The organism is Streptomyces sp. NBC_01571 (assembly GCF_026339875.1).
Taxonomy (GTDB): Bacteria; Actinomycetota; Actinomycetes; order Streptomycetales; family Streptomycetaceae; genus Streptomyces.
This window is the reverse complement of sequence record NZ_JAPEPZ010000001.1, coordinates 6,786,029-6,801,503: the sequence shown is the minus strand read 5'-3', so window position 1 is coordinate 6,801,503 and position 15,475 is coordinate 6,786,029. Positions and strand designations below refer to the sequence as shown.

Annotated in this window: 12 protein-coding genes; 10 read left to right on the top strand and 2 right to left on the bottom strand. The window is 72.9% G+C overall.

The window, feature by feature from the left end:
• The first annotated feature begins 335 nt into the window (after positions 1-335).
• Complete coding sequence (locus tag OHB41_RS30780; protein WP_266701345.1) at positions 336-2,096, top strand: beta-ketoacyl-[acyl-carrier-protein] synthase family protein; 1,761 nt, start codon at positions 336-338, stop codon at positions 2,094-2,096.
• A 134-nt stretch (positions 2,097-2,230) separates the two neighbouring features.
• Here the strand turns inward: OHB41_RS30780 and ku are convergent, their stop codons facing one another.
• Positions 2,231-3,358 carry a non-homologous end joining protein Ku gene (gene ku, locus OHB41_RS30775; RefSeq protein WP_266701344.1) on the bottom strand — a complete coding sequence of 376 codons (1,128 nt, stop codon included), beginning with the start codon at positions 3,356-3,358 and terminating at the stop codon, positions 2,231-2,233.
• A 156-nt stretch (positions 3,359-3,514) separates the two neighbouring features.
• Here ku and ligD point away from each other — a divergent pair, with 156 nt between their 5' ends.
• Together ligD and OHB41_RS30765 are read left to right on the top strand one after the other, a co-directional pair.
• Positions 3,515-4,396 (top strand): non-homologous end-joining DNA ligase, encoded by an 882-nt coding sequence (gene ligD / locus OHB41_RS30770; protein ID WP_266701343.1) that lies wholly within the window; start codon positions 3,515-3,517, stop codon positions 4,394-4,396.
• 383 nt (positions 4,397-4,779) lie between these two features.
• Positions 4,780-6,060, top strand: coding sequence for an ATP-binding protein (locus tag OHB41_RS30765; protein ID WP_266706256.1), 1,281 nt, complete (start codon positions 4,780-4,782; stop codon positions 6,058-6,060).
• Positions 6,061-6,335: 275 nt separating this feature from the next.
• Here the strand turns inward: OHB41_RS30765 and OHB41_RS30760 are convergent, their stop codons facing one another.
• Positions 6,336-7,139 carry a nuclease-related domain-containing protein gene (locus OHB41_RS30760; RefSeq protein ID WP_266701342.1) on the bottom strand — a complete coding sequence of 268 codons (804 nt, stop codon included), beginning with the start codon at positions 7,137-7,139 and terminating at the stop codon, positions 6,336-6,338.
• A 97-nt stretch (positions 7,140-7,236) separates the two neighbouring features.
• Here OHB41_RS30760 and OHB41_RS30755 point away from each other — a divergent pair, with 97 nt between their 5' ends.
• The 7 genes from OHB41_RS30755 to OHB41_RS30725 all read left to right on the top strand — a co-directional run bounded on the left by OHB41_RS30755 (position 7,237) and on the right by OHB41_RS30725 (position 15,440).
• On the top strand, positions 7,237-7,743 hold the full coding sequence (locus OHB41_RS30755; protein ID WP_266706254.1) for a protein-tyrosine phosphatase family protein: 507 nt from the start codon (positions 7,237-7,239) through the stop codon (positions 7,741-7,743).
• 321 nt (positions 7,744-8,064) lie between these two features.
• Complete coding sequence (locus OHB41_RS30750; protein ID WP_266701341.1) at positions 8,065-8,847, top strand: hypothetical protein; 783 nt, start codon at positions 8,065-8,067, stop codon at positions 8,845-8,847.
• Positions 8,848-8,909: 62 nt separating this feature from the next.
• On the top strand, positions 8,910-10,379 hold the full coding sequence (locus OHB41_RS30745; protein ID WP_266701340.1) for an ATP-binding protein: 1,470 nt from the start codon (positions 8,910-8,912) through the stop codon (positions 10,377-10,379).
• A gap of 119 nt (positions 10,380-10,498) precedes the next feature.
• The gene (locus tag OHB41_RS30740; protein ID WP_266706252.1) at positions 10,499-11,911 is read left to right on the top strand and encodes an FtsW/RodA/SpoVE family cell cycle protein; all 1,413 of its coding nucleotides are present in this window, start codon (positions 10,499-10,501) and stop codon (positions 11,909-11,911) included.
• Between the two features lie 19 nt (positions 11,912-11,930).
• On the top strand, positions 11,931-13,448 hold the full coding sequence (locus OHB41_RS30735; protein ID WP_266701339.1) for a penicillin-binding transpeptidase domain-containing protein: 1,518 nt from the start codon (positions 11,931-11,933) through the stop codon (positions 13,446-13,448).
• A 244-nt stretch (positions 13,449-13,692) separates the two neighbouring features.
• Positions 13,693-14,673, top strand: coding sequence for a permease (locus tag OHB41_RS30730; RefSeq protein WP_266706250.1), 981 nt, complete (start codon positions 13,693-13,695; stop codon positions 14,671-14,673).
• Positions 14,670-15,440, top strand: coding sequence for a TIGR03943 family putative permease subunit (locus tag OHB41_RS30725; RefSeq protein ID WP_266701338.1), 771 nt, complete (start codon positions 14,670-14,672; stop codon positions 15,438-15,440). Before OHB41_RS30730 ends, OHB41_RS30725 begins: the two co-directional genes overlap by 4 nt.
• Positions 15,441-15,475: the final 35 nt, after the last annotated feature.

Below are 15,475 nucleotides of genomic sequence, written 5' to 3'. Positions count from 1 at the left end.
CCGTGGTGCGGCGGGATTTCGCGGCGGCGGTCACCCCCGCGGGTGACGATGAACAGGGTGACCCGCCCGGCGAAGGCGTGAGGCAGTCGAGTGCGGCAGAACGGGGGCCAACGCGGCCTCTGCGCCCATGGGTTGAGACTTCGGGCACCTTCCCCGACGGCACGAAATCCTCGTGCGTTGCCTATCTCCTCGACGTCACCCGATCATTGGCCGCGTTGAGAGGGCTCAATTGCTTTCGGCGGCGTTGCCCACGTAAATGGTGCACGCATCTAGGCAATCCGTACTTCTTCGCGGACAGTTGATGACGGAAAGCCCCACAGGAAGCAATCGCTCATATGCACAACTCATCCGACGTTCCCGTACAGCCGCACGCCGTCACCGTTGCCGAAGTGGTCCCCGGTGATCTTCTCGCCCTCTCGGCGCAGGACGTGGCGGAGAACACCTGGTCCGTGGTGATGCACACGTTGCCCGAGACCCCGCACACCATTCGACTGACATTGCGGCCGCCACTCGGCGGGAAAGATCACGACGCGGTGTTCGAGCGGAGTCACCGAGTTACCGTCGGGTGCCGCCGGATGGACGTGGCGGCAATTCCCGAGATCATTTCGTCCGACCTCCACGAGGTGGAATTCCGGGACGGGGACCGCGTCGGTTCGCTGCGCGTCGTGGACCCCGACGCCGTCGAGGAGTCGTACACCCGTAGGTGGGGCCGGTGGTACCGGGACCTGGACAGCAGGGCCCAGGAGCCCGTCACGGACGCGGAGTTGCGGGAGCGGGCCGCGCGAGCCGTCCGGCAGGGACACGTCGTACGTCATCACCCGCGTCCGCGCCTTTCCGCCGAGGTCCGTGCGCCGCGCCGGGTCGTCGTCACCGGGCTCGGCGCCGTGACGCCCCTCGGTGTCGGGGTCGGGGAACTGTGGCAGGGGCTGATAGAAGGCCGTTGCGGGATACGGGAGTTGGAGAGCGAGGAGTTCGCCGGACTGCCGGTGCGGATCGCGGGGACCGTGCCCGTGGACCCCGTCGGACTGCTGCCCCGGCCGCAGGCACGGCGGATGAACCGGTCCGCCCAGTTCGCGGTGCTCGCCGCCCGCGAGGCCTGGCAGGACGCCGGATTCGACCCGGCGGGCACGAGGGAGAGCGGGCTCGCGCCCGAGCGGGTCGGCGTCTCGGTCGGCGCCATCCTCGGCGACGCCTCCGTCCTGGTCGGCGGCGACCGGAGGCTGCGCGACCGCGGACCGCGCGCGGTCTCCCCGCTGACCACGCCGATGACAGTGCCCTCGCAGGCCGCGTCGCAGGTGTCGCTGGTCCTGCGCATCACCGGCGAGGCCCGCACCGTGACGAGCGCGTGCGCCTCCGGCACCGAGGCCATCGGGCAGGCCATCGACCGCATCCGGTACGGGCGGGTCGACGTCGCCCTCGCCGGGGGCGCCGAGGCGGTGGTCACCCCGGCGATCATGGCCTCCTTCGCCGCGATGCGCGCGCTGTCCGCCCACCCGGTCGGATCCACCAGCCCCTCCCGGCCGTTCGCCGGCGACCGCGACGGCTTCGTGAACGGCGAGGGCGCCGGGTTCCTGCTCCTGGAGGCCGAGGAGCACGCCCGGGCACGCGCGGCGCGCGTCTACTGCGAGGCCGCCGGCTGGGGCCTGTCCGCGGACGCCCACCACATGGCCGCGCCCGACCCGTCCGGCAGCGGCGTGGCACTGGCGCTGCGCCGGGCCGTCCAGGACGCGGGCGCCCACGTCGTCGACGTCGTCCACGTCAACGCGCATGCCACCGCCACCGTCGACGGCGACCTCGCCGAGGCGGGCGCGCTGCGTACCGTGCTCGGCGGGCGGGTGCCCGTCACCGCGCTCAAGGGGCATCTCGGCCACCTTCAGGGAGCCGCGGGCGGTGTGGAGGCCGTCGCCACGGTGCTCACCCTCCATCACGGCCTCATCCCGCCCACCATCGGCTGCGACGTCCAGGACGACGCCATCGACCTGGACCTGGTGACCAAGAGCCCCCGCCCGCTCCCCGCGTCCGGCGACCTCGCCCTCAGCAACTCGTTCGGATTCGGCGGCCACAACGCGGTGTTGGCGTTTCGCCGGACGGGGTGACCGGCCCACGGGCCTGCGGGCGTACGGGCCTGCGGGCGTACGGGCGTACGGGCCTGCGGGCGTACGGGCGTACGGGCGTACGGGCGTACGGGCGTACGGGCGGGCCTACCGGCGGCTCGCGGTCCCGCCGTGGCTCAGGCCGAGGCACGCTTGCGCGGGGTCGCCTTCTTCGCGGTCGCGGTGTTCTTCTTGGCCGCCGTCTTCTTGGCCGCGCCCTTGGCGGACCCCTGGGCCGTCGACTTCGTCGCCGTCCGGGCGGTGGACCCGGAGGACTGCTTCGCCGTGGTCTTCTTCGTCGCCGCCTTCTTCGCCGCCGTCTTCTTCGCGGTCGACGTGGACTTCTTCCCCCCGACCGCCTTCGGCGCCGTACGGGCAGACCTGCGGGCCGGGAGCGGGGTGACCTCGGCGGTCCCGCCGGTCTCCTCGGCCTTCCCACCGGTCCGCTCCTCGGCCTTCCCGCCGGTCGACCCGTCCGGCTCCTCGCCGCGGGACTCCTTGGCCGCGCGCACGCTCTTCTCCAGGGCGGCCATCAGGTCGAGCACCTTGCCGCCCGCCTTCTCCCCGGTGGGCGCGGCCGGCATCTGTTCGCCGGAGGCCTTGGCGGCGATCAGCTCCTCCACGGCTTCGCGGTAGTCGTCGTGCAGGTCCGCGAGGTCGACCTCGCCGAGGGTGTCCATGAGGGCGTCCGCCAGGTCGAGCTCCTGGTCACGGACGGTCACGCTCGCGTCCGGGGCCACCTCGTCCGTACCGCGGATCTCGTCCGGCCAGAGCAGCCCGTGCATGGCGATGACGTCGTCCACCACCCGCAGCATCCCGAGCCGCTCCCTCCCACGCAGCGCGAACTTCGCGACGGCGACCTTCCGGCTGCGCTTGAGTGCCTCGCGCAGCAGGATGTACGGCTTGGTGGCGGGGACGCCGTTCGCGGACAGGTAGTAGGCCGTGTCCATCTGCAGCGGGTCGATCCGGTCGGCCGGCACGAAGGCCACGATCTCGATCGTCCTGGCGGTCGGCAGCGGCAGTGCGGCCAGGTCCTCGTCCGTGATCGGGATGAGCGAGCCGTCGCCGTCCTCGTACGCCTTGCCGATCTCACCGGAGGTGACCTCGCGGTCCTCCAGTTCGCAGAACTTCCGGTACCGGATCCGGCCACCGTCCTCGAGGTGGATCTGGCGGAAGGAGATCGAGTGGCTCTCCGTCGCGTTCACGAGCTTGATCGGGATACTGACCAGCCCGAAGGAGATGGCGCCGTTCCAGATGGATCGCACGTGCAGCACCTTCCTGACACGGAGGGGAGAGGCGAGAGGTCCGACACGGAATTCGAGAGGTGCGGTTGCAAGTCAGGCTAGACGCGTGTTCGCGACAGCACATCCGCAGGCGGGCGGTCGAGCGCCTCGCCCACGTTTTCGTGCGACGCTCGACCCATGACGCCGATCACCGAGGTGGAGGGACGGCGGCTCGCGCTCACCAACCTGGAGAAGGTCGTCTACCCGGCGACCGGCTTCACGAAGGGCGAGGTCCTGCACTACTGCGCGACGGCCGCGGCCCCCCTGCTGGCGCACCTCCACGACCGGCCGGTCTCCTTCCTGCGCTATCCCGACGGACCGGACGGCCAGGTCTTCTTCAGCAAGAACGTGCCGCCCGGCACCCCCGACTGGGTCCGGACCGCCGAGGTCCCCCGGACGGAGGGACCCGCCCGTATGGTCCTGATCCAGGACCTCGCCTCGCTCATGTGGGCCGCGAACCTCGTCACCGAGTTCCACACACCGCAGTGGCGGGCGGACGCGCCCGGCCAGGCGGACCGGCTGGTGTTCGACCTCGACCCCGGCGCGCCCGCGACGGTCGTCGAGTGCTGCCAGGTCGCCCTGTGGCTGCGGGAGCGGCTGGCGGCGGACGACATCGCCGCGTACGCGAAGACGTCCGGCTCGAAGGGGCTGCACCTGCTGGCGGCGCTGGTGCCGGTGGCGTCCGAGGACGTCAGCGCGTACGCGAAGGAGCTCGCCGTAGAGGCGGAGCGCGCGCTGCCGGGCCTCGTCACGCACCGGATGACGAAGAGCCTGCGGCCGGGAAAGGTCTTCGTCGACCACAGCCAGAACGCCGCGCGCAAGACCACGGCGACGCCGTACACCCTGCGGGCCCGGGCCACGCCCACCGTCTCCGCGCCCGTCACCTGGGACGAGGTCGCGGACTGCGACGAGCCGGGGCGGCTCGTCTTCCACGCCTGGGACATCGCGCCGCGGCTGGAGCGGTACGGCGATCTGCTGGCGCCGTTGCTGGATCGGGGCCGCGCGCACCGCTTGCCGTGAGCGACGGACGCCGGACGCCGGACGCCGGACGCCGTTCATGGCGCGCGGTGCCCACCGGCTCGCGCGTCCTGTCGAACCGCCATCGGCCCGTAGGCCCCGTTGGTCGCCGGGTCGACGGGTCGACGGCCCGGGACACCGAGACTCGGGCCGCCGGGCGTCGGGCCTCGGGTCGCCGGGCCTCGGGTCGCCAGGCCTCGGACTGCCGGGCCTCGGGTCGCCGGGCGTCCGGCCCGCGCGGACAATGAACTGCAACGAGTCACGGGGGCAGGGGTGAAACAGCAGGGCAGGACAGGGCGGGACAAGGCGGGACGGGACAAGGCAGCGCAGGGTGTGTGGCCACGCGCCACCAGGGGTGGTGGCGGCCTGCCGGCGAGGTGGCGATGATGCCGACGTGGCGACTGCGGGACTTCCACGACGATGATCTCGACCAGGCGATCCAGATGTGGGACCAGAACAGGCAGGCGGACGACGCCGCCACCGTGTTCCCGGTCTCCGAGGTCATGGCGGCGGCCCGGGGCGGTGGCCCGGCCGTGGTCGCCGTGGCCGGGAACGACATGGTGGTGGGCATGGCGGTGGCACAGGCCCGGGGTGATCGGGCCTGGATCACGTTGGTGGCGCTCTCCGCCGCGTGGCGCGACCGGGGCATCGGCAGCGCCCTGATCGGCGAACTCGAACGGCGGCTGCGGACCCAGGACGTACGGCGGATCGGGGCGCTGCTCGCCCCGGGGGCCACCGGGACGACGGCGCTGGAGAACTCCGGCTACCGGGTGCGCACCGGGCTGGTCTTCTACGAGAAGGTCGAGCATCTCGGCGCGGGCGAGGCGGGTCTGCTCGCGGAACTCGGCGGGAGGCTGCAGCCGCAGGGACTCTGGCACGCACTCGCCGGGATGGAACGGGAGAAGGACGCCATCGAGCGGCGGATCGTGCTGCCGCTGGCCGAGCCCGCGCTGGCCGAGCGGTACGGGGTGGCGCCGCCGAAGGCGGTCATCCTCTTCGGGCCTCCGGGCACCGGGAAGACCAGCTTCGCGAAGGCGGTCGCCTCCCGGCTGGAGTGGCCGTTCGTGGAGCTCTTCCCGTCCCGGCTGGCCGCGGGCGCCGAGGGGCTCGCCGCGTCGCTGCGGGACACCTTCGCCGAGCTGGCGGAACTGGAGACGGTGGTGCTGTTCATCGACGAGGTCGAGGAGATCGCCGGCGCCCGGTCCGGTCTGGCCGTCGACCCCGGCCACGGTGTCACCAACGAGCTGCTCAAACTGATCCCCGGCTTCCGCGACCACGACGAGCGGCTGCTGATCTGCGCCACGAACTCCGTGCGCTCACTGGATCCGGCGTTCCTGCGGCCCGGGCGGTTCGACTACGTCATCCCGGTCGGCCCTCCCGATCCGGCCGCCCGGGAAGCCATCTGGCGGCGCTATCTCGGGCCCGCCGCCGACCGGGTCGAGCTGCACCGGCTGGTGGCGGCGAGTGAGATGTTCACGCCCGCCGACATCGAGTTCGCCGCCCGCAAGGGTGCCCAGGCCGCGTTCGAGCGCGAGATCACCGACCGCCGGGGCACACCGGCCGGAACCGAGGACTACCTGGCGGCGGTCGCCGACACCCGCCCGACCCTCACCGCGCAGGCCCTCACCGAGTTCGAGGAGGACATCGAGCGTCACGTACGGATGTGACCGTACGGACGGATGTGACGTCACGTGCGGATGTGACGTCACGTGCGGATGTGGCGTACGGACGGATGTGACGTCACGTGCGGATGTGGCGTACGGACGGATGTGACCGTACGGACGGATTTGGCGTCACGTGCGGATGTGGCGTACGGACGCGACACCGACCGTCGAGCGCCCGTGCCCCGACCGTCGAGCGCCCGTGACCCCGGCGGTCGTGCACCCGTGACCCGGCCGTACCGGGACGCGCGACGAGCGGCGGGCGGCGGGCGGCGGGGGCCTCACACCCTCAGCCACGTCTGCCGGTCGCGGGCCATCGCGTGGAGTGCCTCCACGTCCGCCGGCTTCAGGACGCCGCCCAGCCGGGCCAGCGAGGACAGCTCGGTGTCCTGCAGCACGCGCAGCTCACGGAGCGGCGAGAGGACATCGAGGGCGGCGGCCCCGGCCAGGGCCAGGACGGGCCGGACCTCGGCGGTCAGCGCGTACGAGGCCCGGCCGGCGTCGGCGCGGACCTGCCGGATCAGTGGGCGCGGCTCGCGGCGGCCGACCGTGACCATGGGGTCGGTGACGAGGACCCGCTGCTTGCGGGCGTACAGGGCACGGACCGAGAAGAGGCCCCCGGGACCGATGACCAGGTGGTGGATACGGTCACCGCCGGGCAGGGGAACCGAGTGCACGGTGTGCCAGCCCGCCCCCTCCAGCCGGTCGAGGGCGTCGCCGACGGCCTGCTCGGCGGCGAGCGCGCGGCGCCGCGGGTCGGGCCGCAGCCGGTGGGCCGGCCCCGGGTCCCGGTCGAGGGCGACGACCAGTGCCTCGCCGGGCCGGTTGGGCGCGAGGTCGTCGTCCGGGTGGAGGGCGAGGCGGGCCAGCTCCGCCGGGGTGGGGACCGGGGGCGGCCCCACGGTCACAGGGCCGGTGAGAAACGGGGCGAGCGTGTCGAGCACGTCCTCCCGCCGGGCCTCGCTGAGCAGGTTGACCCGGGCCGTGTCACGGTCGTACCAGGCGACGTTCCTCCCGTCGGTCAGGCACACGTAGAGGCGCTCCTGTCCGTGGCGCCAGGCCGGTACGACCCGCAGTCCGTTCATGCACCATCACCCCATGACCATGGGAACAGGCGGGGTGCTCCAGGGGCAAGAACCCGGTTACCTTTGTGAGCAGTTGGGGGAGTTGTGGGAGGCGCCGTTGCGGACTCGCAGAAAGCAACCCGATGTACCCGCTCCGCAGAACCCGTGGAGCGAGATCGTGCCCGGCCTGTGGATGGGCGGGCACGCCTTCGCGGGGCGCTCCGGGGAGCCGGAATTCGCCGTCGTGCACGACGAGTTCGACCTGGTCCTGACGCTGCTGCGGCTACCGGGGCACGGTCCGGACCCGGGCGTCGAGCACCATGTGTGGCCGATCCCGGACGGCCCCCTGGACGGCACGCAGCTGGCGGGCGTGATCCGTCTCGCGCGGGCCGCGGACGACGCGCTGGAGGACGGACGCCGGGTCCTGGTCCGCTGCTACCACGGCTACAACCGCTCCGGGCTCGTCGTGGCGCACGCGCTGGTCCTCGCGGGGCACAGCTCCGACGAGGCGATACGGCTGATCCGGAGCCGCCGTTCGCCGTGGGCCCTGCACAACGAACTGTTCGTGGAGTACCTGCGGGCCGGGCTCCCCACCGCCCGGCTGCTGGAGGAACTGGCGGAGTAGCGGAGGCACCGGCGGGCGTGCCAGCGGGGACGGAGGAGCAGCAGGAGCAGCGGCGGAACCGAGGGAGTCCGGTCGGCGAAACGGCAGGCTCCCGGCCGGCGAAAACGGTGGGGTGCGGTCGCCGGAACGGTGGGGTGCGGTCGGCGGAACGGTGGGGTGCGGTCGGCGGAACACAGGAGTCCGGTCGGCGGTCCGCTCGCGAACAAAAAGGACTTCCGTACGAATAAGGTGTAGCGCGTCGGTTCCGTCGGTTTCACGCCGGCCTCGCGCACCGAGCCGTCCCCGGCCCCGGACCGAGGCGGGCCCGCACGCAGGAGAGCAGTGACCCCCACTCGGCCCAGCCGCCTCACGCTCGCCGCCCTCGCCGCCGCGCTGGTGGCGGTCCTGGCCGGCTGTGGCGACTCCGGTGCCCTGCGCGCCGCGGGTGAGACGCCCACCGCCGTCGGCCCGGCCAGGCTCTGGCCGGAGCTGCCTCCCGCGTCGACGCCCGCCCTCGACTACGGCGAGGCCGACACCGAGACGGTCAAGGGGGTCACCGCGCCGGGCGACGACATCCACAGGGTGAACCCGCTCGACGTGGTGCGCGCCGAGGTCGCCGCGCACCCGGACGAGTACTCCGGCGCGAACGCCTCGCACGCGGCGACGGCCCGGCAGCTGGAGGACTGCGGCAAGAAGGGCGCGCTCGGCAAGGAGTGCCCGGTCCTGAAGGCGTACTACCGCGATCTCACCGGCGACGGGAAGGACGACATGGTGCTCGGCATCCGCTTCCCCCGCAACCAGCTGGCCGTGCGCGTGTACGCCTTCCTGGACCACAGGCTGGTGCAGGTCATGGGCACCTCGGACAGCGTGGTCAGCGTCGAGCTGGCGGGCCGCCAGGTGATCATCCGTTCGCCCTCGACCCTGCCGGGCTACGAGTTCCGTACGGTGTGGACCTGGGACGCGCACCAGAACGCGATGCTGGCGACCCGCGACGAGATCCTCCGGGTGGGCACCCCCTCCCCCACCCGGACCACCACCCCCGCGCCGCTCCCGCCGCCGTCCGCGTCCGCGCCCCCGTTCACGACCTCCGGCCCGTCCCCGTCCCCGTCGGCGAGCGGCACATGACGCGCGCCCGTCGGCACCTCCGCCCCGCCGGACACCTCCGCCCCGCCCGGCGCCTCCGTGCCATGCGCACCCTGCGGGCCCTCTGCCGCGTCCCCCACTGGACCGCCACCCTCACCTGGAAGGCGACCGCCTTCCTCGCGGTGATGTGCTGCGGCCTCGCCGCCCTCCTCGGCGTCCTCGTGCACGTGTCGGTGACCAACCAGACCGTCGGTGAGGCCCGCGGCCGCGCGCTCGACCGGCTGACCGAGGCGACGGCGGCGTACGAGGAGGGCGACCGGCTGCCGCCGGGCGCGGGCGTCGACCTGCCGGGACTGCCGGCCCCGCTGCGCGAACTGGCCACCGACGGCCGGCGCGGCACGATGGTCGGCGACCAGGACACGCATCCCACCATGTGGGCGGCCGGACCCGCCGACCGCGGGCGGGCGCTCGCCGTGCAGTTCGACTACGCGCAGGGTGCCCACGCCATCGACGCCCTGGACCGGGCGATCGTGTGGTCCTCGGCACTGGCGATCGGCGCGACGCTGTTGGTGGGGGCGTTCGCGGTGACCCGGGTGACCCGGCGACTGCACGCGACGGCGCGGGTGGCCCGGCGGATCAGCGCCGGCGACCTGGACGCGCGCGTCAACGACCCCCGTACCGTCCATGACTCCCGTACCGCCTACGACTCCCGTGGCGTCGCCGACCCCCGTGCCGTCGCCGACCCGCGTAGGCAGCGGCCGGCGCGTCCCCAGGACGAGGTGGCCGCGGTCGCCGGTGCGCTCGACACGATGGCGGCCTCGCTGCAGAGCAAGCTGCTGAGCGAGCAGCGCTTCACCGCGGACGTCGCACACGAGTTGCGCACCCCGCTGACCGGGCTGCACGCGGCGGCCGAGCTGCTGCCGCCGGGCCGCCCGACCGAACTGGTGCGGGACCGGGTCGCCACGCTGCGCACGCTCACCGAGGATCTGCTGGAGATCTCCCGCCTGGACGCCGGACGGGAGCGGCTGGAACTGGACTCGGAACCGCTGGCCCCGCTCGCCGGCCGGGTGGTGCGGGCGTCGGGCACCGAGACCGAGGTCCGTGTCGTGCGCGACACCCGGGTGGAGACCGACCGGCGCCGGCTGGAGCGGGTGCTCGGGAATCTGGTGGCCAACGCGCACAAGCACGGCAGGGCGCCGGTGGCGCTGACCGTCGACGGCCCGGTGGTGACCGTACGGGACCACGGTGACGGCTATCCGGACTACCTGCTGGAGCACGGGCCGCAGCGGTTCCGTACCGAGGGCGGCTCCAAGGGCCACGGCCTCGGCCTGACGATCGCGCTCGGCCAGGCGGAGGTGCTGGGCGCACGGCTGATGTTCACCAACGCTCCCGACGGCGGCGCGCTGGCGACCTTGACGCTCCCTCGGGACGAACGGGACGACCGGGAGGGGCCGGACGAGCACGACGAGCAGGACGAGCAGGACCAGCACGACGAGCAGGACGAGCACGACGAGCGGAGCGCGCAGAACGGCGGGGGCGACGAGAACGACCGGGACCGCGGGAACGGCCCCTGAGTCCTCCGCCACCGAACGCGGTGAACCCGCGCGAGGTACACCGAAACGGACCGTTAATCACTACATGACGGGACATCAGCTCCACCACTTGCTACGTTCCGGACATGATTCAGCCCGGAATGCCCGGTTCGGACGGAACGGCCGACCCGACCGGAACAGCCGGAACGACCGGAACGACCGTGGTGGCGGACCCGCCCCCGCCCCTCCCCTCCGCACGCCTCGCCAGGCGCCGCGGCGTCGAGTTCACGCTGATCGTCGTCGCCGTGCTGCTCTCCGTGTACGGGTACTGCGCCGTCGGACTCGCCCGGCACGGCACCGTCCCGCCCGGCGCCGCCGGTTACGGCGCGGGGCTCGGTGTGCTGGCGCTCCTCGCGCACGTCGCGGTGCGGCTGCGGGCGCCGTACGCCGATCCGCTGCTCCTGCCGATCGCCGTCCTCCTCAACGGGCTGGGCCTGGTGCTGATCTACCGTCTCGACCTGGAGACCCCCGGCGACCCGGCCGCCCCCATCCAGCTCATCTGGTCGACCCTCGGTGTCGCGCTCTTCATCGTGGTCGTGTTCTTCCTGCGCGACCACCGCGTTCTGCAGCGCTACACCTACGTCTCCGTCGTCACCGCGCTCGTGCTGCTGCTCCTGCCGATCCTCTTCCCCGCCGTGAACGGCGCCCGGATCTGGATCCGGATCGCCGGATTCTCCATCCAGCCGGGCGAGTTCGCGAAGGTGCTCCTCGCGGTCTTCTTCGCCGGCTACCTCGCGGCCAACCGCAACGCGCTCACCCACGCGGGCCGTCCCCTCCTGGGCTTCATCCGGCTGCAGTTGCCCACCGGCCGCGTCCTCGGGCCGATCGTCACGGTCTGGCTGCTGAGCGTGCTGGTGCTCGTCCTGGAACGGGATCTGGGTACATCGCTGCTGTTCTTCGGCCTGTTCGTGATCCTGCTGTACATCGCGACCGGCCGCACCGGCTGGATCGCGGTCGGCCTCCTGCTCGCCTGTGCGGGGGCGATGGCCGTGGGCCGGCTGGAACCGCACGTCCACGGGCGGGTGCAGGACTGGCTGCACCCCTTCGCCTCGATCGACGCGGGCCTCGGGCCCAACCAACTCGCCCAGTCCCTCTTCGCGTTCGCCGCCGGCGGCGTGCTCGGCACCGGTCTCGGGCTCGGTCACTCCATCCTGATCGGCTTCGCCGCCAAGTCGGACTTCATCCTCGCGACGGCCGGCGAGGAGCTGGGCCTGTCCGGGCTATCGGCGATCTTCCTCCTCTACGCGCTCCTCGTGGAGCGCGGCTACCGGGCCGGCCTCGCCCTGCGCGACCCCTTCGGACGGCTCCTCGCGATCGGCCTCGCCTCGATCGTGGCGCTCCAGGTCTTCGTGATCGCCGGCGGGGTGACCGGTCTGATCCCGCTGACCGGCATGGCGATGCCGTTCCTCGCCCAGGGCGGCTCCTCGGTCGTCACCAACTGGATCATCGTCGCGCTGCTGATCCGGATCAGCGATTCGGCCCGCAGCCAGTACGACGGGACGGCGGCGCCGTGAGCCGCCGGAAGGACTCACCATGACCAAGTACATCCGCAGGGCCGCCGCCCTGTGCGCCGTGCTGTTCGTCGCCCTCCTCGTGAACGCCGCCCGCGTCCAGGTCGTCCGGGGCGGGACGTACGACGACAACCCGGCCAACCGCCGCCAGTCGATCGCCCGTTACGGGCAGCCGCGCGGCGACATCCTGGTCGGCGGCCGGCCGGTCACCGGCTCCAGGGACACCGGGGAGCAGCTGCGCTACGAGCGGACGTACACGGACGGCCCGCTGTACGCGCCCGTGACCGGCTTCGCCTCGCAGGTGTACGGCAGGACGTCGCTGGAGAGCACGGAGGACGGCATCCTCTCCGGCACCGATCCGATGCTCTCCCCGCTCCCGCTGTGGAACGACGTCACACGCGCACGCAACCCCGGCGGCCAGGTCGTCACCACCCTCGATCCGGCCGCGCAGCGGGCGGCCTACGAGGGGCTCGGCCGGCGCCGGGGCGCCGTCGCCGCCATCCAGCCGTCCACGGGGAGGATCCTGGCGCTGGTCTCGACGCCCTCCTACGATCCCGGGCAGCTGTCGGGGACGGGCACGTCGGTGACGGACGCGTGGCGGCGGCTGAACGAGGCGGCTGACAAGCCGATGCTCAACCGGGCGATCCGGCAGACCTATCCGCCGGGTTCGACGTTCAAGGTGGTGACGGCCGCGGCGGCGCTGGAGTCCGGAGTGGTGTCGGACGTCGACGACTCGACCGACTCCCCCGACCCGTACACGCTGCCCGGCAGCACGACCTGGCTGACGAACGAGACCGAGGGCTGCGAGGACGCGTCGCTGCGGTACGCCTTCGAGTGGTCGTGCAACACGGTCTTCGCCAAGCTCGGTGTGGACGTGGGACTGCGGGCGATGACCCGCACGGCGGCGGACTTCGGCTTCAACGACAGGAAGCTGCGGATCCCGTTCCTGGCGGCGCCCAGCAATTTCGACACCGTCCTCGACAGGGCGCAGCTGGCGCTCTCCTCCATCGGCCAGTTCAACACCCGCGCCACGCCCCTGCAGATGGCGATGATCTCGGCGGCCGTGGCGGACGGCGGGGTCGTCAAGTCGCCCTACCTGGTGGAACGGAGGAAAGGGCTGGACGGCACCATCGTCTCGACGACCGGACAGCGCACGCTCCGCCAGGCGATGAGCCCGGCGACGGCCGCGCGGATGCGCCGGCTGATGACGGACGTGGTGACGGACGGCACGGGCGCGAACGCCGCGATTCCGGGGGCGACCGTCGGCGGCAAGACCGGGACCGCCCAGCACGGCATCGACAACCTCGGGCTGCCGTACGCCTGGTTCATCTCCTGGGCCCAGGCGGACGACTCCCTGGAGCCCGCGGTGGCGGTCGCGGTCGTCGTCGAGGACGCGGAGGCGGACCGCGACGACATCAGCGGGGGCGGGGACGCGGCGCCGATCGCGAAGGCGGTGATGGAGGCGGTGCTCGGGTCCCGGGACGCGCACGGGGAAGGAGGCCCGAAGGGGCGTCCCGGAGGTCGGTTGCGGCCGGAATGAGATATCCGGCCGGAATCGGCGTACTGATGGGGGGCTCCCCACCACACGGCCCCTGTCCTGTCATGCCGGAGGTACCTCGCCCGTGAGCATCACCAGAGCGGCCCCGCCGGGGCCCGGCCACCGCGACCCGGACGAACCGCCGGCCGAGGACGCGGACGGACCGCCGGTCAGGAGCGCGGGCGGACCGCCGGTCAAGGACGCCGATGGACCGCCGGCCGAGGAAGCGGGCGGACCGCCGGCCGGGGTGAAGGAACCGCGGGCCGGCGATCCGCAGGGCTGGCAGTTCAACTCGCCGCTCGTGCTGGTCATGCTGCTGGTCGTCCTGGTGCTGGCGCAGGGCCCGGTCCGCGGCGCCCTGTCCGCGCCCGTGATGCAGAGCTGGATGACCGTGTTCGTCGCGGTGGTCCTCCAGGCGCTGCCCTTCCTCGTCCTCGGCGTGCTGCTGTCGGCGGCCATCGCGGTGTTCGTCCCGCCCGCGTTCTTCGCCCGCGCCCTGCCGAAGCGGCCCGCGTTGGCCGTACCGGTGGCCGGGATGGCCGGGGCGGTGCTGCCGGGCTGCGAGTGCGCGTCGGTGCCGGTGGCCGGGGCGCTGGTGCGCCGGGGGGTGACACCGGCGGCGGCGCTGGCGTTCCTGCTGTCGGCTCCGGCGATCAACCCGATCGTGCTGACCGCCACCGCCGTCGCGTTCCCGCGCAACCCCGAGATGGTCGTGGCCCGCTTCGTGGCGAGTCTGCTCGTGGCGTGCTCGATGGGGTGGCTGTGGCAGCGGCTGGGCCGTGCCGACTGGCTGCGGCCACCGGCCCGCCCCTCGCACGAGGGCCTCGGCAAGGGGGCCGCGTTCTGGGGGTCCGTACGGCACGACGTGATGCACGCCGGCGGCTTCCTCGTCATCGGGGCCATGGCGGCGGCCACGCTCAAGGCCGTCGTACCGGCGAGCTGGCTGCACGCCGCGGCCGACAACCCGGTGGTGGCGATCCTCGCCCTGGCCGTCCTGGCGGTGCTGTTGTCCATCTGCTCCGAGGCCGACGCGTTCGTCGTCTCGTCCCTGACCCAGTTCTCGCTGACCGCACGGCTGGCCTTCCTCGTGGTGGGACCGATGATCGACCTGAAGCTCTTCGCCATGCAGGCCGGCACGTTCGGCCGCGGGTTCGCCCTGCGGTTCGCGCCCGCCACCTTCGCGCTGGCCGTCCTCGGCTCGGTGCTCGTCGGGACGGTGCTCCTGTGAACCGGCAGGCCCAGGCGGCGATCATGTTCCTGGTCGGCGCGGCGGTGCTGCACGCCGGCTTCACCGACCTCTATCTGCGCTACGTCAAGGCCGGGTTGCGCCCCCTGCTCCTCGCGGCCGGTGTCGTCCTGATCCTCGCCGCGCTGGCGACGGTCTGGTACGACCGGCGCGCGTCGAAGGGCGGGGACCGGCACGCGCAGGGCGCGAAGGAAGGCGAGGGGCAGGGGACCGACGGCGGGGACGGACACGGGCACGCTCACCGGGAACCCCGTGTCTCCTGGCTCCTCGTCCTGCCCCTGTTCGCCCTCATCCTGGTCGCCCCGCCCGCGCTCGGCTCCTACAGCGCCCTGCACACCGGTACGGCCCTGCAGGCACCTCTCGCCTACCCGCGCCTGCCCGCCACCGACCCGCTCCCGCTCAGCGTCGTCGACTACGCGGGGCGCGCCGCGTACGGTCACGGCAGCACCCTGGGGCACCGGCGGATCGAGGTCACCGGCTTCGTCGCCCTCGGCCACGACGGCACCCCGTACCTGGTCCGGATGGCCCTCAACTGCTGTGCCGCCGATGCCCAGCCGGTCAAGATCGGTCTGACCGGGCACATCCCCCCCGTCCTGCAGCCCGACGCCTGGCTGCGGGTCACCGGCACCTACACCGGCAAGCGGGCCAAGGACCCGGTCAACGACGGTGTCATCCCGTTCCTCGACGTCACCGAGGCCGAGCCGGTCCCGACCCCGCACGATCCGTACGACGAGAGCTGGAACAACTGAGACGGGGGTCCCGGGCGGCCCGTTCGTGTCGCGCG